The organism is Paraburkholderia panacisoli (assembly GCF_008369935.1).
GTDB classification, from domain to species: domain Bacteria; phylum Pseudomonadota; class Gammaproteobacteria; order Burkholderiales; family Burkholderiaceae; genus Paraburkholderia; species Paraburkholderia panacisoli.
Window position 1 is genome coordinate 61,249 of record NZ_VTUZ01000043.1, and the last position, 22,011, is coordinate 83,259.

21 protein-coding genes and 1 tRNA gene are annotated in these 22,011 nt (G+C 59.8%); 14 read left to right on the top strand and 8 right to left on the bottom strand.

The annotated features are described in order from the left end of the window. Positions 1–334 precede the first annotated feature (334 nt). Entirely contained in the window at positions 335–685 is a 351-nt protein-coding gene (locus tag FVF58_RS51880; RefSeq protein ID WP_188131082.1) for a hypothetical protein, read from the bottom strand. Here FVF58_RS51880 and FVF58_RS39890 point away from each other — a divergent pair. From FVF58_RS39890 to FVF58_RS39900, 3 genes are all read left to right on the top strand, one after another. Beyond that, positions 578–3,055 (top strand): ATP-binding cassette domain-containing protein, encoded by a 2,478-nt coding sequence (locus FVF58_RS39890; protein WP_149675159.1) that lies wholly within the window; start codon positions 578–580, stop codon positions 3,053–3,055. The genes FVF58_RS51880 and FVF58_RS39890 overlap by 108 nt on opposite strands. Before the next feature lie 29 nt (positions 3,056–3,084). Then, the gene (locus FVF58_RS39895) at positions 3,085–4,080 is read left to right on the top strand and encodes an ABC transporter permease (RefSeq protein WP_246217416.1); all 996 of its coding nucleotides are present in this window, start codon (positions 3,085–3,087) and stop codon (positions 4,078–4,080) included. 195 nt (positions 4,081–4,275) lie between these two features. Beyond that, positions 4,276–5,346 (top strand): porin, encoded by a 1,071-nt coding sequence (locus FVF58_RS39900; RefSeq protein WP_149675161.1) that lies wholly within the window; start codon positions 4,276–4,278, stop codon positions 5,344–5,346. Between the two features lie 128 nt (positions 5,347–5,474). On the opposite strand, the gene FVF58_RS39905 is transcribed toward FVF58_RS39900, so the two are convergent. Next, positions 5,475–6,440 (bottom strand): alpha/beta hydrolase, encoded by a 966-nt coding sequence (locus FVF58_RS39905; RefSeq protein ID WP_149675162.1) that lies wholly within the window; start codon positions 6,438–6,440, stop codon positions 5,475–5,477. 834 nt (positions 6,441–7,274) lie between these two features. On the opposite strand from FVF58_RS39905, the gene FVF58_RS39915 reads away from it, so the two are divergent. Further along, on the top strand, positions 7,275–7,874 hold the full coding sequence (locus FVF58_RS39915; protein WP_149675164.1) for a transglycosylase SLT domain-containing protein: 600 nt from the start codon (positions 7,275–7,277) through the stop codon (positions 7,872–7,874). A gap of 311 nt (positions 7,875–8,185) precedes the next feature. Here the strand turns inward: FVF58_RS39915 and FVF58_RS54535 are convergent, their stop codons facing one another. The 3 genes from FVF58_RS54535 to FVF58_RS39930 form a co-directional block, all read right to left on the bottom strand. Continuing rightward, complete coding sequence (locus tag FVF58_RS54535; protein ID WP_342802438.1) at positions 8,186–8,572, bottom strand: Arm DNA-binding domain-containing protein; 387 nt, start codon at positions 8,570–8,572, stop codon at positions 8,186–8,188. Next, positions 8,573–8,657 (bottom strand) — tRNA-Leu (locus tag FVF58_RS39925). 105 nt (positions 8,658–8,762) lie between these two features. Beyond that, the gene (locus FVF58_RS39930; protein ID WP_149675165.1) at positions 8,763–9,401 is read right to left on the bottom strand and encodes an FMN-binding negative transcriptional regulator; all 639 of its coding nucleotides are present in this window, start codon (positions 9,399–9,401) and stop codon (positions 8,763–8,765) included. Between the two features lie 120 nt (positions 9,402–9,521). On the opposite strand from FVF58_RS39930, the gene pdxR reads away from it, so the two are divergent. Continuing rightward, positions 9,522–11,036, top strand: coding sequence for a MocR-like pyridoxine biosynthesis transcription factor PdxR (gene pdxR, locus FVF58_RS39935; RefSeq protein ID WP_149675166.1), 1,515 nt, complete (start codon positions 9,522–9,524; stop codon positions 11,034–11,036). A 751-nt stretch (positions 11,037–11,787) separates the two neighbouring features. Here the strand turns inward: pdxR and FVF58_RS39940 are convergent. Next, the gene (locus tag FVF58_RS39940) at positions 11,788–12,225 is read right to left on the bottom strand and encodes an SET domain-containing protein (RefSeq protein ID WP_149675167.1); all 438 of its coding nucleotides are present in this window, start codon (positions 12,223–12,225) and stop codon (positions 11,788–11,790) included. Between the two features lie 434 nt (positions 12,226–12,659). Here FVF58_RS39940 and FVF58_RS39945 point away from each other — a divergent pair, with 434 nt between their 5' ends. Then, positions 12,660–13,646, top strand: a complete 987-nt coding sequence (locus FVF58_RS39945) for a Dyp-type peroxidase (RefSeq protein ID WP_149675168.1) — start codon at positions 12,660–12,662, stop codon at positions 13,644–13,646. Between the two features lie 102 nt (positions 13,647–13,748). Here the strand turns inward: FVF58_RS39945 and FVF58_RS39950 are convergent, their stop codons facing one another. Then, a complete protein-coding gene (locus tag FVF58_RS39950) occupies positions 13,749–14,207 on the bottom strand; it encodes a zinc-finger-containing protein (protein WP_149675169.1) in 459 nt (152 codons plus the stop codon). A gap of 331 nt (positions 14,208–14,538) precedes the next feature. Continuing rightward, positions 14,539–15,354, bottom strand: a complete 816-nt coding sequence (gene ppk2 / locus FVF58_RS39955; RefSeq protein WP_149675170.1) for a polyphosphate kinase 2 — start codon at positions 15,352–15,354, stop codon at positions 14,539–14,541. A gap of 282 nt (positions 15,355–15,636) precedes the next feature. On the opposite strand from ppk2, the gene FVF58_RS39960 reads away from it, so the two are divergent. The 8 genes from FVF58_RS39960 to FVF58_RS39995 form a co-directional block, all read left to right on the top strand. After that, positions 15,637–16,317 carry a hypothetical protein gene (locus FVF58_RS39960; RefSeq protein ID WP_149675171.1) on the top strand — a complete coding sequence of 227 codons (681 nt, stop codon included), beginning with the start codon at positions 15,637–15,639 and terminating at the stop codon, positions 16,315–16,317. A 493-nt stretch (positions 16,318–16,810) separates the two neighbouring features. Next, positions 16,811–17,398 carry a BPSL1445 family SYLF domain-containing lipoprotein gene (locus FVF58_RS39965; RefSeq protein WP_149675172.1) on the top strand — a complete coding sequence of 196 codons (588 nt, stop codon included), beginning with the start codon at positions 16,811–16,813 and terminating at the stop codon, positions 17,396–17,398. Positions 17,399–17,621: 223 nt separating this feature from the next. Beyond that, positions 17,622–17,750 (top strand): DUF2252 family protein, encoded by a 129-nt coding sequence (locus FVF58_RS53475; protein WP_425469011.1) that lies wholly within the window; start codon positions 17,622–17,624, stop codon positions 17,748–17,750. A gap of 401 nt (positions 17,751–18,151) precedes the next feature. Next, a complete protein-coding gene (locus FVF58_RS39975; RefSeq protein WP_149675174.1) occupies positions 18,152–18,439 on the top strand; it encodes a hypothetical protein in 288 nt (95 codons plus the stop codon). A gap of 505 nt (positions 18,440–18,944) precedes the next feature. Continuing rightward, complete coding sequence (locus FVF58_RS39980; RefSeq protein WP_246217419.1) at positions 18,945–20,030, top strand: sensor histidine kinase; 1,086 nt, start codon at positions 18,945–18,947, stop codon at positions 20,028–20,030. Beyond that, positions 20,027–20,650 (top strand): response regulator transcription factor, encoded by a 624-nt coding sequence (locus FVF58_RS39985; protein ID WP_149675176.1) that lies wholly within the window; start codon positions 20,027–20,029, stop codon positions 20,648–20,650. The genes FVF58_RS39980 and FVF58_RS39985 overlap by 4 nt, the downstream gene beginning before the upstream one ends. 163 nt (positions 20,651–20,813) lie before the next feature. Next, positions 20,814–21,200, top strand: a complete 387-nt coding sequence (locus FVF58_RS39990) for a response regulator transcription factor (protein WP_149675177.1) — start codon at positions 20,814–20,816, stop codon at positions 21,198–21,200. A gap of 376 nt (positions 21,201–21,576) precedes the next feature. Continuing rightward, positions 21,577–22,011, top strand: a 435-nt coding sequence (locus tag FVF58_RS39995) for an efflux RND transporter periplasmic adaptor subunit (protein ID WP_246217417.1), incomplete at its 3' end; no start/stop codon positions are given.

Below are 22,011 nucleotides of genomic sequence, written 5' to 3' on the forward strand. Positions count from 1 at the left end.
GGAGATTCCCTAGGGCTCTTGACTTTATTAATTCCAAAACACATCATCCTATATAAATCGATCTGCTAATGCATGATCGTATTTGAATTGATGTACCCGGGAGTGCGGGTTTGGGGATTCGTGCTTTGTCGATGGCGCGAACGGAGAAAGGCCTAACCGGTCTCCGTGCTTGCAGGGCTTCGGGCGGAGGCAAAGGCAATGTAATTCAGCAGTCGAATTCCAGGCTATTCCGGCAAGTCACACCTCGCCCCGCATTCCTCTGTTTATTGTCGAGCGGTTGCATTCCGCTGTCGAGGCTAAGAATCCGCATCGCCTGCCGAAATTAAAATTCGACTTAATAGATGTAGGCGCAGATAGATAAAACAACGCGAAATTCGATACAGATGAATTTTGTAAATATTTCGGTGAACAGAACAATAGGCGTATTGGGCACCATTTGCCCACGACATCGAGGATCAACATGTCCGACTCGCTTAAGGCCTGGCTGACTGGCAAACAAAACACGGAAGATCCGCGCGATTTCGTGGACGCTGCCAGTTCGAGGAAGTCTTTGCACATCAATTGTTCGAGATGAATCATGAATGACCAGAAAACGCTGCTGCAGGTCGATGGTGTCACCAAGATCTTCCCCGGAGTGCGGGCGCTTGACGACGTGACGTTCTCGGTCGTCGAGGGCGAGGTACACGGTCTCGTTGGCGAGAACGGGGCAGGCAAGTCCACGCTCATGGCCGTCGCGTCCGGCGCCCTCGTGCCGGAGAAAGGACGCGTCGTAATCGACGGCACGGAAACGCTAGGCGACACCGAGCAGGCACGCCGGTTGGGGTTGGCTATCGTACGGCAGGAACCGGCGCTCATGCCCGACCTGACCGTAGCGGAAAACCTTTATCTCGGCGTGCCTGCCGGGCAGCGTCCGTCCTTGATGGAGGTGGCGCAATGGGCGCGAGGGCTCCTGAAGCAATGGAGCGACGATGTCGCAATCGATGCGAACGAGCGCGTGGTGAGCTTGGGCCCCGAGCAGCGGTTCATCGTTGAAATCGTCAAAGCGCTTGCTGCAAAGCCCAAGGTTCTGGTCCTCGACGAACCGACCGAACACCTGTTGACGGAAGACGTCGATCGTCTGTTCGAGCGCATCCGCAAGATAACGGCTTCGGGTTGTTCGGTCGTCTATATCTCGCACAGGATCCGCGAGGTCCAGAGAATTGCGCATCGCCTGACGGTTCTTCGCGACGGTCAGGGCCAGGGCACCTATGAGGCCGCGGGCCTCAGCGAACAGGAAATTGTCGAACTGATCGTCGGCGGTGCGCTCGACCGCGACTTCCCGGCCAAGGGTAACAATGGCGGCGCAAGCGTCATTCTCGACGTGACGAAGCTGCGTGGTGCCGGCTTTACCGACATATCGGTTCAGGTCAAGAAAGGTGAGATTGTCGGCCTCGCGGGGATCGACGGCAACGGCCAGCGAGAATTCATGCGGGCCCTCGCGGGACAGACGCGAAGCCATGGTAGCGTCACGGTGGCCGGCATTCCCGCGAGGCTTCGCAACTCGCAGGCTGCCGCCGATTCGGGCATCAGTTATCTGCCGGGCGACCGTCATCGCGAGGGCATTTTCGGCGAATTGTCGGTGCGCGAGAATTTTTCGATCCGCAGTCTCCCATTCGATTCCATCAAGGGATGGGTAAGCCAGCGCAGCGAAGCAAAGCGCGCCAGGGACGCCGTGACGCGATTCGCTGTCAAGACGCCGTCCATTGACACGCCTATTCGTACCCTGTCGGGCGGTAACCAACAGAAGCTTGTGCTGGCGAGTGTCCTCGCCAGTCATCCCAAGGTGCTGCTGGTCGACGAGCCGACCCAGGGCGTGGACATTGGCGCACGGATGGAAATCTACAAGGTGCTCCGCGAGGCCGCAGCCGCAGGCGCCGCCGTGATCGTCGTTTCGTCGGATGCGCACGAGGTGGCGGGACTCTGTGACCGTGTGCTCATCTTTTCGCGCGGCCATATCGTCAAGGAATTGGGCGAGAACGCCGTCAGTGAGAACAACATCACGTCTGCCGTCCTGACCGCAACGACTGAGCGGGAGAAGGGCGCTTCCCGGACTTCCGGGCTCTGGAAGTGGGCTGCCGGGGATTGGGCGCCGCTCGTGATGCTTGCCGTTGCAGTCTGTGCGCTCGGTATGTATGCGGCGCACGTCAATCCGACTTACCTCTCTGCGCGAAACCTCAGCGGCATGCTGGCGCTCGTGGCGACACTGGCCATCGTCGCATACGGGCAGCAGATGCTCATGCTGGTTGGCGGGATCGATCTTTCGGTCGGGCCGCTCATGGGGCTGATCGTCGTCATACAGTCGTTCTTCCTGAATGATGGCGCATCGCTGGGTCATCAGCTCTCTGGTTGGGTGATCGTGTTGCTCGTTGCCCTTGCCGTCGGACTCGTGAACTGGATGCTGGTCGGCCCGTTCCGGTTGCATCCGATGGTGGCAACGCTCGCGACGTACATGGCGCTTCAGGCGGTGTCACTGCTCCTGCGCCCGGTTCCGGGTGGCCTGATCGCGGATTCCATCGTGGAGTCGATCGGTGCCCAGATCGGCGTCGTCCCCATTGTCGTGATCGTGGCAATCGTCATTGCGGTGGTGCTCGAAATCGCGTTGTTCAAGTCGAGGGCCGGTCTCACGTTGCGCGGTGTGGGCTCCCGCGTCGAAGCGGCGCGTATGTCCGGCGCCCGCCCGCAACTGACGTCGCTCGCCGCGTACATGGGGTGTTCGTTCCTTGCGGGCGTCGCTGCCGTGCCCATGATGGCGCAGGCCGGCTCTGGCGACGCCAGCGCAGGCATCAACTACACGCTCGGAAGCGTCGCAGCGGTGGTGATAGGCGGCGCAAGCCTGTTTGGGGGGCGCGGCTCCTTCGTCGGTTCGCTGCTGGGTGCGCTCCTCATCATTCAGGTGAATGTCGTCACCTCATTCCTCGATATCGGGGACTCGTGGCAGTCGTACCTCCTAGGCGGGATGATCCTCACGTCAGTCGCACTCTATTCCAAGAGTAGAGAAATGGTGGTGGCGAAATGAAAAACGCAATGCACAATCAGGCGGAAGTTATGTCGGAATTCCTTGAGCCCTCCAAGTCGAAATCAAAAGCAAAGCCGGCACGGCTACCAGCGGTTGATGAATTCTCGTGGATCTGGGTCGGGCTGGTCCTGCTCTTCGTGTGCAGCTCCATTGTCGCGCCGGGCACGATGACGCGAGGCTCGATCCTGGCCATGCTTCCGTTCGCTGGCATTCTTGCGATCGTTGCGACGGGCCAAACGCTGGTCATCCAGCAGCGCGGCCTCGACATGTCGGCAATCGGTATGGTTTCGCTCGCCGGCATTGTCATGGCCAGATCGGGATTCGCGTTCAATTCCATCGTCCTTGCCGTCATTTTTACCGTCTGCGTCGGCGCGATCGTCGGCATCGTCAATGGTGCGCTCATCTCGAGGGTCGCGATTACCCCGCTGGTGGCGACGCTCGCCGTCAACGCGCTGCTGATTGGCTGCGCACGCTCGTTGACCGGTAACGTTCCGGTTGACGTCCCGACCGTCATGCAAACCATTTCGCACGCTCAGTTCCTTGGGCTCCCGGCCAACGTCTGGTTCGCCTTCACGTTCGTGACGACCGCGTGGATCATTACCCGCAAGACCACGGTAGGGCGCAGGTTCGTCGCCGTGGGGGTGAACCCGCGCGCGGCCGAAGCCGCAGGCGTCAACGTGCTGAAGTACAGGATTGGGGCATACCTCGCCTCCGCCGTTTGCTTTTCCGCGGCGGGCATGCTGCTCGCCGGATTCATCGGAAGCGCGTCGCAGACTTCGGGTAACGACTATCTGCTGCCGGCGATCGCGGCGGTGGTGGTCGGAGGCACGCCGTTCACGGGCGGCAGAGGCAGTGTCGTCGCGAGTGCCGTGGCCGCACTGTTCATGGCGCAACTCGGTCAGCTCGTGCTGGCGCTTGGGGCAGGCCCCGCTGTTCAGCTCCTCGTTCAGGCCTGCGCGATCCTGCTCGCAACCACCGTCCGCCATCTGCCATCGGCGATAAGAACGTTTCGCAAAAGGTCATAGTGGAAGGTAGTAGCGGGTCTCTGCGCCATTTTATCCGGGCGCCCGTAGTCGCGCGAAAAGCGGGCGTTTCGGGGCTGGGACCTGGGAGCGAGGAGCCGGTTAGCGACTGACCTGCCTCTGCAAGCCGATTGCAGCGACCCGACAGAGGTCGTCAAGCGATCTTTGGAGACTCTTTTTTAAAGTAAGGATAACGAAATGAGAAAGATCGTTTCTTGCATAGCCCTGATGGCATGCGGCGTCTGCAATAGTTACGCGCAGAGTACCGTGACGCTGTATGGACGAATCGCCGCTGGCCTTGATTTTGTTACCAACGTTGCGACGCCAGAGGGTCAGTCTAAAAACAACTTCAGGTTCGGCAGCAATCAGTATGGATACAGCTGGTTCGGCCTGAAAGGCGACGAAGACCTCGGAGGAGGTGTGCATGCTGTCTTCAAACTCGAAAGCCTCTTCACTTCCGGAACGGGTGAGATTCCGCCTAACACGATTTTTACCCGCGATGCCTATGTAGGCTTGTCCCACGACAAGTTCGGAAGCATCTGGTTCGGACGGGCCATGAGCCTCACCGACGAGACCGGCTGGTACATCGATCCGTTGGGCGAACAGGTGGGCACAGGCATCGCCAACTTCGCCTTCGGGCGCGCATGGGGTCCCCGATCGAACGTCGTCACTTACAATTCACCCAATTGGGGTGGCTTCTCGTTCAGGGTCCAAAACGGCTTCGGCAACGAGGCCGGCAACTTTCAGGGTAACCGTCAGTTCAGTGTGAGCGCACAATATACCCTCGCGAGTTTTGCCGCATACGGGGTGTATGAAGAACTCCGTGACGCAAACGGCAAATTCTCTGATCTGTATACGGCTTCGCGCCTGTACATGATCGGCGGAACGTACCAATTGGGGGCGGTCAGATTCTACACGGGCTTCCAACAACTCGTTTCATCCGGAAGCGACACGGTTTCGACCACGTTTAACCCATTCGGGGCAACGCGTAGCCAGCAGGAGTGGCTGGGTGCCTCCTGGCAGGCTACGTCCGCCCTCGCCTTGCAGGCAGGCTGGTATCACGGCAACGTAAATCACGGCGGCGGGACGGGCAATCTTGCTGCCCTCGGCTCAACCTACAACCTGTCCAAACGAACCTTCCTCTACCTGACCGTCGGAGCCATGTTCAATGGAAAACAGTCGGCGTTCCCGGTTGAAACGGCCGACTCGCAACCGTTGCCCGGCCACAATCAACAAGGCGGCTACTTTGGCATCATGCACTACTTCTGAGTACAACTGATGATCTTGGCGCGCGACCGGCGGTCGTTCGGCGCCGCGGTCGCGAGGTCGCGATCCGGGGCGCCGACATGGTCTGTCATGTGGGCGTCCCCGGTCGATCAATCCACGCGGGTGCCGGTTCACGAACCGCTACCCGACTGCAGTCTCTCCGTAAGAAACGTGCCGATGGCATCGAGACTCTGTGTCGAGGCCTTCAACGTTCCGATACTGCCGTGGAATCCGTGCGGCATGCCCAACCAGACGTCAACTCGCGCATCGACGCCTGCGGCGACCGCACGCTGGACATACAGGCGCGAATCGTCCAGCAGGACTTCATCGTCTCCCACGTGAACGCGCACGGGCGGCAAGCCGGTCACGGGCGCGTGAAGCGGCGAAGCCAGGGGATGTTTGGGGTCAGCGTCGCGCAAGTAGGTATGGACGAGTTCCGACACCTGCGCGCGCGTGAAAAGCGGATCGGCGTCCGCACGGGTTTCGTACGTCGGGGCGGAGAGCGTCAAATCTGTAACGGGTGACAACGCCACCGCGCCCACGAGTGTCGCCTTCGCGGCGACTTCTCCGCTGGCGATGCGCGAAGCCAGGATCAGGGCAAGATTGCCACCCGCCGAGTCGCCGGTAACCGCAATCCGGGAAATGCCGCTTTCGTCGAGTCCAAGATAGCAGGACAGCACGTCATCAACTGCAGCGGGGAAAGGATGGTCGGGCGCCAACCGATAATCTGGGACGAAGGCCTTTACTCCGCTCCTCGCGGCGATTTGGGCGACGAGGTGCCGGAATGCGTTGGCCGATCCAAAGTTGAACCAACCGCCGTGCAGATGGAGTATGGCTTCGTCAGGCCGGCTATTTTCAGGGTTGACCCAGAGCCCAGGAATGCCGCCGACCGAGCCGGATTCGAAGGTCACGCCCTTGTAGGGCAAAACGCGTTCCATCATCGCATCGAACGCGCCACGTCCCTCGACTCCCCACCGCATGCCTTTGGCTGAACGTGTCATGGCGCGCATTGCCTCGGTGATCTTCCCATCTTCCGGATCAAGCGGGTGAGTCACGACGAAGGCGCTCGAGAGATCGCCATTGGATGAATTTTGCATGGTCAGTTCCTATACCCAGATCGATTGATGGTCCTGCCGATCACAACTGCTGCTCATCACTGCGCCTTGGAGTTTGCCCACAACTTCCGTCTTAGGCGTCAACTGCTGTCTGCCGGTCTCGAAGCGAAGACATAAAGAGTTCGAAACTTAAGCCATTCGATCATTCCTCGCCATAAATGTGCGACTCACTGGCTAGCACGATCGTTCGCTAGCGCTGCCGCCACCGGCATTTACCAGGGGATTCCCTGGTACCCTTGACTTAAATCATTCTATGTCGCATTATACGATGCAAGATCATGCTGATCGTGGCGATCTTAACACGAATGGAAAGATTGCGCGAGTAGTAGACATGTCGTGTTGAGACGCTGTTCGAGGCTGGGTCGTTTTGTGAAGGAGAGGGTCATGGCTAGCGCAGGAAAATCTTTGCGCCTGATGGTCGATCACTGGCTAGGGACGGCGCCTGGGGACAAGGTCCATGTCACAGAGTTCAGGAACAGGCGATCCACAGATCAACGTTATGTGTGTGTCGAGACCCTAAGAGCGGCAGGCCCAGTCGCACTGTTCTTTTTTCGCCATCGAGACGGTACCTGGTGCATATACCCTCCAGGCCGGGAACGACCGATGATCCGGATGTTTGGTTGACGCCATCGTGGGCGCGGCAATCTCCGGTCACGGCCGACGTCTGGCAGCGCGGTCTCCATATATCGAGCCGCCTGAGTTGTGGGCGGCAGACAGCCGTCATTTGAGCGTGTGAGCGATAAGCGTTCAATACAGTCCGGTGCCACGCTGGGGAGTGCTCTCGCTGCGCCGTAGCAATTTTGAGGAACATAGGCGATGTTCGCGAAGTTGAACCATGATTTTATTTCTTGGCCACGCGCTATTGCGCATCGCCTCCGCGGTATCGTCGTCGCGGCGGCGGTCGTGGTCTTCGGGTCGTTTGCGGGACTGTGTTATGGCGCTGATTCGCCGGTTTGGCCGACGTCCACAACTTTCGACGCTCCCAGAGAGGGCACGCCCACAGCAGAGGAAATCGCAACTCTTGTGAGTGCCCGCTTTCATATAAGGTTGCCCGCCGCATTGGAAATTGGTCACGCGGTGCTGAACGCAGCCGGGCGCTACACAATCTCGCCGTTGTTGCTGCTTGCAGTGATTGCGGTCGAGTCCAGTTTCGACCGATTTGCGGTAAGTGTGGTTGGCGCCAAGGGACTCATGCAAGTGCTTCCATCTCAGCATAGAGACCTTGTCCTTCGCACGTCCGATTTGACTGACGCGCGTACGAACGTTCGCATTGGATCAGAAGTTCTGCATAACTACATAATGGCCGCAGATGGAAACCTCGAGGACGCGCTAGATCGGTATAGCGGGGGCGCCAAGGGCTATGCGCGGCGCGTAGTCGATCGCATGAGCATGATGAAAGCGGAATTCGGGTTGTGACGCGGCATTGTTTCGAATCGGCTGGTGACGTTCAAAAAGTAAATATGGGGCAGAGTATCCTAAATAATCACATCTCGTCGAAGGGGAGCGGGACTACAACTCCAACCACATCGATAGCTCGTCGATAAGGCGGCGGATCGCAATTGAGATAACTTTGCTTGAACTCAATACCCCGTCTGCGCTTCGCTAAAAATCCTCTGCCTTCAACGCGTCATGTAGACATAGTTAAAGTCAGCGAACTTTTGACATGCATGAGCCAGATTCACATGTCCGGCACTGGCTGCGAAGCGGGCAGGGCGTGATAACACCCGTTATCGCGGCGATGCTGCTGCGGCGCCGGCCGTAAGGCCGGACCATGTTGGATAGACGCCGAGCGCTAGCGTTTTGTCTTTGCTAGCGAACCGGTAATTCAACCGCCAATATTTGGCGCCGGACTTATCTAGTTGAAGGTACATGCGACGGCCGCCAGACAATTGATTGCCGGTGCCCTCCGGATTGTAGCGTGCAGTCCGCATCTGAGTGTCTGTGAGCGGCATGGTGGTATTTGGCAAAATCGGTGACGAAGGTCGTCGGATGCCACCAAAAATACCACCGGCTTTCCATGTACCACATGGGAATGCAGCAGAAACGAAAAAACCCCGAAAGCCATTAGCGGTCGGGGGTTTCTGTACTTCGCCGGAACTTGCCGGAATATTCATTGGTGCCCAGGGCGGGACTCGAACCCGCACGCCTTTCGGCGCTACCCCCTCAAGATAGTGCGTCTACCAATTTCGCCACCTGGGCTTAAGGGAGCGGCATTGTACCGGGTAAATCAGCGTTTGTGAACGTCGCGCTCCGGCGTCTAACGCGAACGCTCGCTGTTCCCTGAAAAGCACCATCGAAGTCGGCTTACTCCGGCTTCCCCGCGACCCGCGCCAGCATCTGATCACCAATCACCGGATTCCCGCTCGCTATCAGCGCTTCGCCGGCGCCTCGAATATCCCGTGCCTCCTTGTTCTGGCTGAGTTTGCTTTTGCCGACCAGTCGCGTGATATCGATCTGCAAACCGACAATAGCCTTGGTCATCGGATCGATGTAGTCCTTCGGCGCATCCGCCATCTTCCAGGGCTGCGGTTGCGACGCCTCGTGCGTGCGTGTCAGCCGGCCGATCACGCCGCGCACGTAGCGCTCGTCATCGCGAATCGTGATGCGTCCGTGCGCATGGACGACGATGTAATTCCACGTGGGCACCTGCTTGTGAAACTCATGCTTGCTCGGATACCAGTTCGGCGACACGTAGGCGTCTCCCGCGCGAAAGACCACCAGCACCTCGTCGCCGTTCGCGACGTCCTGCCACACGGGGTTGGCCCGTGCAACATGCGCGCGCAGCACACCCAGTTCGCCTTCACTTGCCGCGAGTTCGAATGGAAGATGGTTGGCGTCGAGCCCGCTGATCCCGTGCGTGATCAGCGTGCCGAACGGATGTTGAACGATGCATGCGTGCAGCACTTCTTGGGCGGGTTCGTCGAAATGGGCGGGTACGTACATGCGATTTTCTCTGGCTGGCGTGAAGAAGATGATTGTCTGAAACCTCGATGACCCACAGTGTGCCTGGAAAGTGGTTTATCCTACAGATCCAGTTTGACGTATTTTTAATGGACCAGAATTGTGGCGAGAACTGCACAGTTAGCGGAAATGCCGTGGTTCGGCGCGCTGGACCGAGCGGCGGGCAAGCTGAGCCGCCAGGTGGCAGAAGCATTGCGAGAAGCGGTCCGCAAAGAGGACATTCGAGCCGGCGATGCATTGCCGTCCACCCGCTCGTTGGCGGCTTCGCTTCAGGTCGCGCGCGGTACGGTGATCGAAGCCTATGAGCAGTTGATCGCCGAGGGCTTTCTGGAATCGAAGGCAGGCGCCGGGACGAGGGTAGCGCAAGCACTCGCCGAGCCGCGCCCCGCTCAAGAACCTCGCACGGCCGCGAGGCGCGCGGTCAAGGCCTGCTTACCCGAGCGATCGCAAACCTTCGCGCGGATCGCGAAGGAGTTTCGGCCAGTCGCGCTGGTGCCGTTCGCCGTTTCGGTGCCGCTCGGTTTGACCGCCCCCGCCGACACCTGGCGCCGGCTCGGCAACCGGCTGCGCGCCAAAGGCCCGGGCGCGCCGACCGGATACGCTGATCCGCTCGGCGCGCTGCCGCTACGTGAAGAGATCGCGAGTTATGTCCGCAAATCCCGCTCGGTGCGCTGCGAAGCGGACCAGGTCATCGTGACGAGCGGAACCCAGCAGGGGCTCTTTCTCGCCAGCCAGGTCCTGTTGGACCCGGGCGATCAGGCGTGGGTGGAGAACCCGGCATATCGCGGCGTCACTGCAATACTCGAGAGCATGGGCCATCGCGACACAATGGTTCGCGTACCGATCGACGCCGACGGTATCAATGTCGAAGCCGGGATACGTATGGCGCCGCACGCGCGCGCCGCGTTTGTCACGCCGTCGCATCAGTATCCGCTCGGCATGCCGCTGAGCATGTCCCGGCGCAGCGCGTTGCTCGCGTGGGCGCGCGCCGGCAACGCATGGGTCGTCGAGGACGACTACGACAGCGAACTGCGATACCAGGGCCATCCTTTTCCGGCGCTTCAGGGAGCGGACCCGGACCGCGTCGTGTATCTGGGGACGTTCAGCAAGGTGCTGTTTCCGTCGTTGCGACTGGGCTACGCGATCGTCCCGCGCAATTTGACTGACGCTTTCTGCGGCGCGCGCGTGCTGATGGACCGCCATCCGCCGACCGCGGACCAGCACGTGCTAGCGGCCTTTATGGCGGAGGGCCATCTCGAGCGTCACATCCGGAAGATTCGCAATGTGTACGCCGAGCATCGGCTGCAACTGATCGAGACGCTCGGCGCGCTGTTGCCCAATGACCTCGCGTGGCTGGAGCCTGGCGACCAGGGCATGCATCTCGTGCTGTGGCTCGCGAAGGGCACGGACGATCGCGCGGTCGCCGAGTTGGCGGCTCGACGTGGAGTCACGGTGCGTGCAGTGTCGCCGATGTTCGCGCGGGGAACCGGTCGGCCCGGGCTGATTCTTGGATTTGGCGGGTTTAGCAACGCGCAGATGAAGGCGGCTGCGCAACGGCTTGCGGCAGTCGTCAATGAAGAAGCCAAGCTTGCTAAACGTCGGACTCGCTCACGGTAATCGTGGGCTGATGGGTTGCTGGACATACGTGCGCGACTCGGTGCGCGACACGCAGCGTCGTCTCACGGCCGCGAATGTCGCCCCGCGTAGGTACAGCACGCGCCAACGAGAAAAGCGCCGAATGCGGCCGAGGGCAGGGCGTGCACGAAGCTTTGCGCAATCGCTGTGCCCGGGCAGATGCTTTCGATCAGTACGCATGGAGTCTGACGGGCCGTCCATTCCGATCGGCTTGGCGCACCTCGTCGAACTGGCCAGGCGCATAGCCGCACAGCCGCACGCGATTTCAGTAAGCCAACTCGCGGCGATGTAGCGCATACCGGCAAGCTACGGCAACGCTTTCATGTGCAGAGATGGCTTGTGGCCGGCCGGTGCGCCGGAAGACTCGGGACACGCAGCCTCCTGGCCTCTGGCGCGAGATTTGCCTAACAACGTCTCTCGGGCTCATCGTTGCAAAGCGATCATGAAGACGCGCTCAATCACCCATGTGCAGTGTCCATGCGGGCACCGCGGCTCGATTATCGAAAGCTTCGGTGACGAAGCCATGCCCGACGGCTGGCACTTCAGTTGTCTGCGTGATCTGAAGCACGGGGGCGAGTAAGAGGGACTCGATCCGCTATTCGCAGACACCGTGCTGGCCTGCGGACGATCTTTGGGCCCCGAACACGTCGTTGACCATGGCGAGCTGGTTGCCGCCCTGCCGGGTTAGCCCGGCGCTCGCGCGTCGAAGCAGGGACCGCGTGCAAGCTCCGCATCAACCCACGCCGAGCATCGTTCCCCGGCAACGCTTCGTCCCGCAATGACAGGCGTACGCCGCAAGCGCATCCCTATGCGATGCGCGCGGCACCTCGAGCGCGTAATCGATGAAAAGCTCCTCGCCCGGCGCGATGTCGCGGACCGTCTCGATGTACACGCGCCCCGCCTGCTCGATGGCCTCGCAATTCGCGACGCAGGCATGGTTCAGCCAGCGCGCGCCGTTCCCTCCGCGGCCGCCATCGATCACGTGGCCGCCGGACAGTCCGAACAGGAACGTGTGGCCGCCGTCCGGACGGGATCGGTACCAGCGCGCGGCTTCGCGCCAGGTCGTCACGAGCCCTTTGTACTCGAAAATGCGAACGCCGGCGGGCAGCGCCTGAAGCGCGAAGACACCTTTGCCGTGTATCGGGGAACGCCTGACAGAGACACGTTTCATGCTATGCGAGAGTAGAGAGGTAGACGCTAGTATCATCTTGACCGGACGTCGTGAGCGTGGCATCCGGACGGGTCTATCTTACCTGCTGCCGTGGTGATGAAGTGCGCGCTGCCGTGCATTTCGACTGCCATCCGGTCATGGCATCCCTGGACGAAACAGGCGCCGGCGGCTAATCGCCTTGCCGGGATCGCGCAAGACCGTTGGAGAAAGTGCCGGCCAACAAATCGCTGAAGCAGCACGTATCATTCCACGGGGCGCCTGATCACGCCTCATCGAATTTGTCGGAAACCGGGCGGCCTGTTTGAATGAACGCTCGCCTCTCGACCGGAGCCCGGCCCCGAGGCGATCTTGCAATGCGACATCCACGGCGGCGTCCGGCGCCGACGACCCATGCCGCTGACGAAGCGGTCACAACCCGATAGGGAGCATTCCAGATGAGTGATAAGAGTTGGGACCGAGTGCCGATCGACGCGCAAAGTATCGACGCGCCGCTGTCGCGCGCAGCCGTCTTTCTCGTGGTTACCGTCGCCAGCGACCAGGCCGCTCTTGCCACCATCTGTTCAGCGCTCGATGGGCTTGATGATCTCGTCAAGACGGTCGGATTCCGCGACCTCTCGGCCCGGCTGTCATGCATCGTCGGCATCGGACGAGGTCTGTGGGATCGTCTCCATGCCGATAGGCAACCCCAGGAACTGAAGCCGTTTTCGCCGATCCGAGGCGCCGTTCACTCGGCGCCTGCGACACCCGGCGATCTTCTGTTTCATATCCGCTCCGAACGTCCCGATCTGTGCTTCGAGTTCGAACGCATCCTGCTCGACAGTCTCGACGCTAGCGTGAGCGTCGTCGATGAAGTGTCGGGCTTTCGCTATTTCGATGCGCGTGACCTGCTGGGCTTCGTCGACGGCACGGCCAATCCGACCGGTCTGGATTTGCCTGAATCGGCGCTAGTCGGCGATGAAGATGCGGATTTCCGCGGCGGCAGCTATGTCGTCGTCCAAAAGTATCTGCACGATCTCAGTGCATGGGCGCAGATTCCGACGCCCGTGCAGGAAGCGATCATTGGTCGAACGAAGATCGACAACATTGAAATCGACGACGACGATGCGCCGCGCAAATCCCACAAGTCGCTGGCCACGATCGTGGATGCCGACGGCAACGAGCACGATATCCTGCGTGACAACATGCCGTTTGGCCGGCCCGGCCAGCGGGAATTCGGCACCTATTTCATCGGCTATTCACGATACCTGTGGGTCATCGAGAAAATGCTGGAACGCATGTATGTCGGCGATCCACCGGGCGCATACGACCGGCTGCTGGATTTCTCGACGCCGCACACCGGCGCGACGTTCTTCGCCCCGGCGCGTCCTATGCTGCAGACCCTTGTTCAGGTCGCGCAGCAGAAGCTTTCGGCTGCGCAATAGGCTGATATGACAAAAGGCTTGGGGCGCAGCAATGGAGTGAAGTGGAGTCTGCCTGTTGCAGGAGAGCAGGAGACCGCTATCGTCCTCGTGATATGGGCAGAGTCAAGTTTGCGTGCTATCTGGCGCAGGGCGGCGCGGTGCCAGGAAGGCATCGACATATCGCAGTGCCTGCTCGCACTGGTCGAGCGTGAGCATGTGAATCGAGCCCGGCATCGGATCGAACCCGAGTTCGGTCGCTACCCAGCGGATCGCCTTGGCGCGCGCCTCGAACGTGTTCACACCGTCGCGGCGCACCTTGCCGGCGACCAGCGGTTCCAGCACGTCATGCAGGTGGCTCTTCGCTTCGCGAAGCTGGGCGTTCGCCAGTCGTCCGAGCGGGACGTTGCGCGTACTGCGCGCGTGCACGCCGATCCAGGCCTGGCAGGATGTGCAGATCCAGACCGGCCCGTGATCTTCCCGATATGGATAGGACTCGTCGCCAGCGCGGGCGAGCAGCGCGCGCGTGCCGCAGTAGTCGCACAGCGGTTGCGGTAACGCCTTCACAGGTTTGCCTACGCGCATGCGGGCGCCTCCGGGGACAAAGCAGGGGATTTCATAACACGGGTCTGACCAGTAGCAGGGGCCAACAACCATACGATTTTAGCGGGCTCAGCTGGAAATGCCCGTCAGCCGCCTGAAGGCGCGAGCATTCATCGGGAATCCGCGGGGTGGCGGGCGCTTCGTTGTCGAGAATATATTGAAGGCGACCCTCGTGGACGGGCCACGGTTTCGCTCGGGCGCGGCAGGTGCGCGTGGCGATGCCGCCGGCGATATCAACGGCTGCGTTTAAGCCGGCGAAGGCCGGAGCCCTTCATGGCAACCACGGCCTTCGTCCACTGTGAAGCCGACGAGGTCAGAAGCGCTCGGCTATGTATTTGAACGGATAGTCCGTTTCCTTATAGCCATGAGGTTTTTGCCTCTTTGGCAGCGTAACTTTCTTGCGCGGCATTGCTTCATAAGGAATCCTGCTCAGCAGATCGCTGATGATGTTCAGGCGCACACGCCGCTTGTCGTTCGAATTCGCCACATACCATGAGGCGATTTCGGTGTCCGACGCCTGGAACATCGCGTCGCGTGCACGCGAGTAGTCATACCATCGGCTATAGGATTTCAGGTCCATGTCCGTCAGCTTCCAAACTTTGCGCCCGTCGTTGATGCGTGCTTCCAGGCGGCGGGTCTGTTCTTCGGGGCTGACTTCCAGCCAGTATTTGAGCAGGATGACCCCCGAGTGGACGATCGCCCGCTCGACGAGCGGCACCGCCTTGAAGAATTCCTCGACCTCCTCTTCGGAGCAGAAACCCATCACTCGCTCGACTCCCGCCCGGTTGTACCAACTGCGATCGAAGATCACGACTTCCCCCGCAGCCGGCAGGTACGGCACATAACGTTGCACGTACATCTGGCTCTTCTCGCGCTCGCTCGGCGCAGCCAGGGCCACCACCCGGAATACGCGCGGACTGACCCGTTCGGTAATCGCCTTGATGGTGCCTCCCTTGCCTGCGCCATCGCGTCCTTCGAAGACAATGCAGATCTTGCTTCCCGTTTGCACCACCCACTCCTGGAGTTTCACCAGTTCGACGTGCAACTGGAACAGCGCCTTCTGGTATTCCTTGTACGAGAGCGGCTTGCCTTCCACGGACGGGTCTGTTTTTTCCTGGGTCTTTGCCATTCCCATATCTCCACACGGACGTAAGCTGACACATTTTCCGATGATCCTGTAGCAAGGTAGGACGCGGCACGCAGGAAGACCATACGACCTTGGTCCAATATCGTCGCCAGATCGCGCGGCGTATCCTCCGTGAACACTGTCAGTGGACGTCGATCCAATGGTGACCCACGCGATGACAATTCCCGTCCGGTGGTGTCCATCCGGGGCCGGGTCTTGAAACGCTAAAGGCGCATCCGGCTGGATGATGAGAACAACCACATGCCACGCGCGGCGGGAGACCTCATGGACGGTACCGGTCTAACGAATCAGGAAGACATCGACACCCGCGAGCCAGTTCTGGACACAGTCGATCGGGTGTCGGAATTGTGTTTTGGCCTGTTCATGGCGCTGACATTCGTGGGCGCTGTGTCTGCCGCCACAGCCGGCGAAGGGGCCGGGCGAAAAATGTTCTACACGGCGCTTGGTTGCAACCTCGCGTGGGGCCTGGCTGATGCTGTGATGTTTCTCGTGCGCACGCTGACCAATCGCGGCCGGCGGCTTACGCTTGCGCTGACCGTGAGGCATGAACTGGATGCGGCCGCCGGAATTGGCGCGCTTCGCGAGGCGTTGCCCAGGTGGATCACGCCCCTGATCACCGATGCGGAACTGGAACTCATCCGGGCACGCCTTGCCGCCATCCCGGATTTGCCGCACCGTCCACGCTTTTTGCGCGACGACCTGGTCGGCGCGGTGGCCATCTTCCTGATCGTGGTCTTTGCGACTTTTCCCGTTGCCTTGCCGTTCATCCTCTTCAGGGACGTCACGACGGCGTTGATCGTTTCGCGTGCGCTGACGATCGTCATGCTATTCGGCAGCGGGATGGCGCTCGGCCGCCACTCAGGGTTCGGTGGATGGAAAGCAGGCTTGGCGATGGCGGCACTCGGCGTCGTGCTAACCATGGCGATCATCGCGCTTGGCGGATGATGCAGGGCTGGTTTTCCCTGATAGCCTTCAGGCACTCAGCGCACGCTCGCGAAGCTTTTATTCGATGCCCGTACTTTCAGGCGATCGGTCAACGAAATCGTCCGGCAGGCATTGAGCCGAAATTCGCAAGCACGTTCGTTTCTCCGACACTTCTGCGACATATGCGGTCGCCGTCTGTAAGACCAAGGTCCGATTCCCCGATTGCCCCGTCGTGACATCATGTAATCAGAGGCGTTGCTGCCGCCGCGCCTCGTCACCGAAGGCATGACCGTTCGCCATGTGCGGCGGGATCTGCGTGTCTGCGCCGTGCGACCAGAAAAGGTACACCCGGTGAGAGTTCCACGGGTCGTTGCGTACGGCCCTGTTGCGCGTGTGATAGACCAGCAAGGCAAGCTGCATAGCGGCCAACTGTTGGAATGCGATACAGAAAAGGACCGAAGCGGCCAGACATAGGGCCTGGCGATTCGCACTGTAACCACAATGGAGCTCGATAATGAACAGACGGAACTTTGTGCAAAAGATCGCGATTTCAACCGCTGCTGCGAGCTTGGCTCTTACGGGTTGCACTACGACAACGGGAAGCGGTAAGAGTCCTGAAACCGACGCTGCAAGGCGGCAACAGATCGATGCGGCCGTGAACGGCACGTTGTCGCGATTGTTCACGATGGTAGGCGGTTCAAATGAACTCGTATCAAAGGCCCAAGGGGTGCTGGTTTTCCCTGATGTGAAAAAAGCGGCCTTCATTGTTGGCGCCGAGCACGGCGACGGCGCGTTGCGTGTCGGTGGCAAGACAGCCGGCTATTACACCACGACGTCCGCTTCATTTGGTTTTCAGGCGGGCGTCCAGTCGACCGCTATCATTTTCCTCTTCATGACGCAAGCCGCACTGGACAAGTTCCGCAATTCGGCGGGGTGGTCGGTCGGGGGCGATATAGCGGTCTCGATTGTGAAAGTAGGCGCGAACGGTTCAATCGATACATCGTCCGCGACCTCGCAGGTTGTGGCGCTAGTGTTGACCAACCAAGGCCTGATGGCTGATCTCTCTCTTGCTGGAACAAAGGTGACCAGGCTCGACCTGTAAACGCGCGATGTTGTTCTGCAATACCGATTTGATCATCATGATCAATGGATGCCGGATCGTTTCGCGGACCTCCGATGGCACGCGCCAGAGAGTGCGATGTCACGAAGCGCGCCGCGAAATCGTCGGAAGGGATGCGTATTTGAGCGCTAATCGGGTTGCGTCAGCCGAACAACGGGGAGAACGATCCGCACGGCCTCGGGTATCCGCGTGTGATTGCAGCGTCATGGAGCGCCGCGTGCAGGCGTGCGGCGCTACGCAGCCGATGAATTTTGGCGGATTCGCAACGCCCGAGCGCAATACCATCTTCCACATCGACGATCCCGACGAGACTCTGCCGACGCCTGTCGAGTAACAACTCGAACGGCGCGCTGCGGGCGTCGTGATTGCCTCGCGGGTCGCAGCAGAAGCATCGCAAGCTACACCCGTCCTTTTTCGCCAGCAGGATTGAGGTTGCACGCCAGGCAGTCGTCGGTATTACTCTCCATTTAGCGCGTTCCGAACGACTCGCCATTTACGGCGCAGCGTAGGACATATCTTCGTTTGACGCGGTGCAGACACCAATTGAAGATCCCAATTCATATCACGCACTACACTGCATAACTATCCGGCATATTTTGTTGTTGGCTGAAAAGCACGAGCGATAGCGATTACGTGTCGATATAACTCGCTCGTCAGGCCAGAAATAATAATTAAATGGTTCCATAGACGTGTCGCAATTATCTGCGCGGGTTAACCACGAGCGCGCGCGATGTAATGCGAATCTTTCTCGACGACAATCATAGTCGCTGCAGCAATAACAAGAATGTATGCAAACCTCAAGGCGGTATTGACGCCTCTGAACGCGGCCAAATCGCCTTTCACAAGGGTTGGATGGCGCACGACGTTTTCGAAGCGAAGCGTGCCTATTTAACTAGATATGAAATCGACGTGTCGGCACCATTTGATGGCTCATATGCTTTAAAAAGTATCGAGCACCTGGAAGACTGGAATCCCCGAATCAGGGAAAAATTACTTCAATCTATCTCAGCAACGAAAGCGTAAGCTCCTATACTGGTTCCAAGTTACTGACGTCAAGAAAGCAACCTTCGCAAAATCGGTATAAGTGGCCAGGTAATCAAGGCGGGCGGTGGGATAACTCCAACACATGCACTAAACATTGGTTACGGAGACGCCGATGATCAATCTGCTGGTGCGTGGCAAGGGCCTGATGCAAGACGTGGCAGATTTTGCTGTCGCCTGCTATGCGCGACGGCGCTATCCGTCTCGAAGCGCCCACTACGATGCGCGTGCATTTCACTCCAGCGCCCGTTCTAGCCGTGAGCACGGACACCGGCGCCTGAGAACATCGGGTTCCGATTTTTCCGTTCTCTACGGCGATGTCGCCGATATGCCCCAGAAGCGCGTTACAGCCGACGAGCATGAGCCCGGCCGCCGAAAGTCGGGATGGCGAGGGTGTGCAGGCGCATGCGTGGCATGGCTGTACGGAGGCGCCCGCGGCAGGCGCCGGATGCTGGACGAAAGCATGCCGTTGAGGGGCGCCCTCGAAATGTTGCCGATCCCGATCCTGACGATCGATCAGCAGAATCAGATAAGCTTCGCAAACGCCAAAGCGATAGAACTGTTCGGATACAGCGGGGAAGAACTGATTGGTGCATCGCTCGAGATGTTGTTCCCGAATCACGGCTTGTGCGGTTGCCATTCGGCGTCCGCAGACCGCGGCGTCCAAAGCGGGATCTCTGACGTGGCAACGACGCAGATGCTGGTTGCGCGGCGGCGTGACGGCGAAGGTTTTCACGTCGAAGCCAACACGACGAGATATGGCGCCTCTGATCAGGCATTGCAGATCATCGCGATAGCGGGTCGCAGCGCATGCCTCGAAGTCGATCGAAACCGCAATGAACTTGCGCATCTGGCGCGCGTGTCATCGTTGGGAGAACTCGCGAGTTCTCTTGCACACGAGTTGAATCAACCGCTTACCGCTATTCTGAGCAACGCCCAAGCCGCGCAAAAATTCATGGAGCCGGAGAACGCCAATCAGGCGGAACTCCGTGAGGCATTGGGCGACATCATTCTGGATAGCTGTCGCGCGAGCGAAGTCATCCAGAAGATCCGTACGATGGTACGAAAAGGCGACATGGAACTCCGGCCGGTGGAGGTTGGCGGTGTGGTCCGGGACATCGCGCTGCTCGTCCATAGCGATGCGATGGCGCGTGAGGTTCGCACCAGATTCGACATTGCCGACCATCTGCCGATGGTGTTCGGCGACAAGGTTCAACTCCAGCAGGTTGTCCTCAATCTGCTGCTGAACGCGTTCGACGCGGTGAAGGAATGCGATCCAACGGAGCGCATGATTGAGACCACAGTGCGAGAAGAGGTGGGGGGCGGCGTACGGATTACAGTGAAAGATCGCGGTCAAGGGTTGACTGTCGACAAGATGAACAAGATATTCCGGCCTTTCTTCACGACCAAACCTCAGGGACTCGGTCTGGGTCTTTCTATTAGCCGCACGATCGTGACGGCGCACGGAGGCCAGCTATGGGCGGAGAACAACGAGGACAAGGGAGCGTCGTTTCACATCACGTTGCCGCCGGGAGCGGACCTGCGAAAGGACCACCACCCCCGATCGTCATGAGTCAGGCCGCGGCCCGCGTTTTCATCGTGGACGACGACGAACGGGTCCGATGCGCACTCGCGCGGCTTCTGCGCGCATCGGGTTACCACGTTGAATCCTTCGACAGTGCCGAAGCGCTTTTAGATAGAGCCGATCTGGCGAGCGTGCCCGCCTGCCTGATTCTCGATTTGCAGATGCCGGGAATGACGGGCCTGGAGGTGCAGCGCAATCTCGACCAGCTCCTCCCGATTGTTTTTCTGACCGGGCATGGCGACATCGGCTCGAGCGTTGAAGCAATGAAGGGGGGCGCACTCGACTTTCTACCCAAGCCGGTGTGCGAATCGCTGCTTCTCGCCGCGGTGGATCGCGCACTCAAGCGCGCTTGTGTGGAGTGGGCGAAAAGAAGCGAACGGGCGGAACTTCAGGAACGGGTCAATCATCTCACGCGCCGCGAACGCGAAGTCATGGCGCTCGTATTGACGGGTCGCCTGAACAAACAGGTCGCCAGCGATCTTGGCGCGGCCGAAAAGACCATCAAGATTCATCGGGCTCGCGTCATGGAGAAAATGAAGGCCCGATCGATTGTCGAACTCGTTCGGCTTGCAGAAAAAGTCGGCGTGCACGCGGCCGACGACAACTGATCCGGCATGGTCCGATCGGGGCCTCGTGAGAGGCATATCGGACCAGTTTCACCGGAACAACGCAGCTAGTGGACCAAAGTCCTATATCTCCTCAGCGCATCTCCCGTTACGCTGGAACTCCAGATGGTCCATTCATGGAGCGACTGCGTGTTCGCGCCGTCATATGGTCAACCCCAACCAAATCGTTGCCGTGGTCGACGATGATGAATCGGTATGCCGAGCCATCAAGCGTCTGCTGCACTCCGCAGGTATTGGAGCGGAGACGTTTTCAAGCGGCGACGAGTTTCTGGATATGCTGTCGGCGATTCCGTCATACCGGCCTGCGTGCGTCATTCTGGATATCCAGATGCCGGGAACCAATGGACTGGAAGTCCAGCGTCAACTCGCGCCAATGGGCCTGCCGGTCATCATGATCACCGCGCACGACGAGCTTTCAGTTCGGCAGGCAGCCCTCGGGTCCGGCGCGGCGGCGTATCTGCGCAAACCATTCAATGCGGCCATCCTGATCAAGGCCGTGGAAATGGCGATAGACGGTTCGTCGCGCCCCTGAAGCACGTGTGCTCCGTCCGGCGATATGGGACTAAGGTCTGATTGCCTCCCTGTATTCCAGCTACCAAACTGACCTACGTCGGCGCGTCAATCGGGCGGCCGGTCGTTTCGGTTTGATGCGCGGCTATTTGACCTCCGCGTTCGCCTGCCGTCGGCGCGCGCGGGTTCACTGCGCGCGCAGCGTTCAAAGGAAATGCAGGAGCACGTGATGAGATACGGGTCTGCTTTACTCGCCGCTTTAGTCATCATTCTGCCCGGCAGACATTGTTCGTTGCGGGAGTGTCACCCATGAACAGACAGTGCCTGCGCTTCGCGTCCGGCTCGCCTTGCTGGTCCGGTTTTTCTTGCACGCCCAACTAGCCGTGACAGGTGATGCCATGAAATGCGCGCCGCTGACAGTCTGCCTGCAACGATTCTCAAGGGGCGATCTAAAACTTGCGCTCGCCTGTGCCACGCTGGCGCTGTGCGCTGGTTGTCACAAGCCGGCAGCGCCGCCTTCAACCGGGCCGGCCGAAGTGACCGTGATGACAGTCGAGCCACGCGATACCCCGGTCGACTTCGAATTCACCGCCCAGACAGAAAGCTCACGGGAGGTGCAGATTCGTGCGCGCGTCGATGGTTTTCTCGACCGGCGTGTGTACACCGAGGGTCAGCTGGTCCACACCGGGCAGACCCTCTTTCTGATGGACCCCAAGCCTTTCGAAGCGGCGCTGCAGACAGCCAAAGGGCAGCTTGCCCAGCAACAGGCGAGGCTCTATGTGACGAAAGCCAATCTGGCGCGGGTGATCCCGCTCGCGAAGCAGAACGCCTTG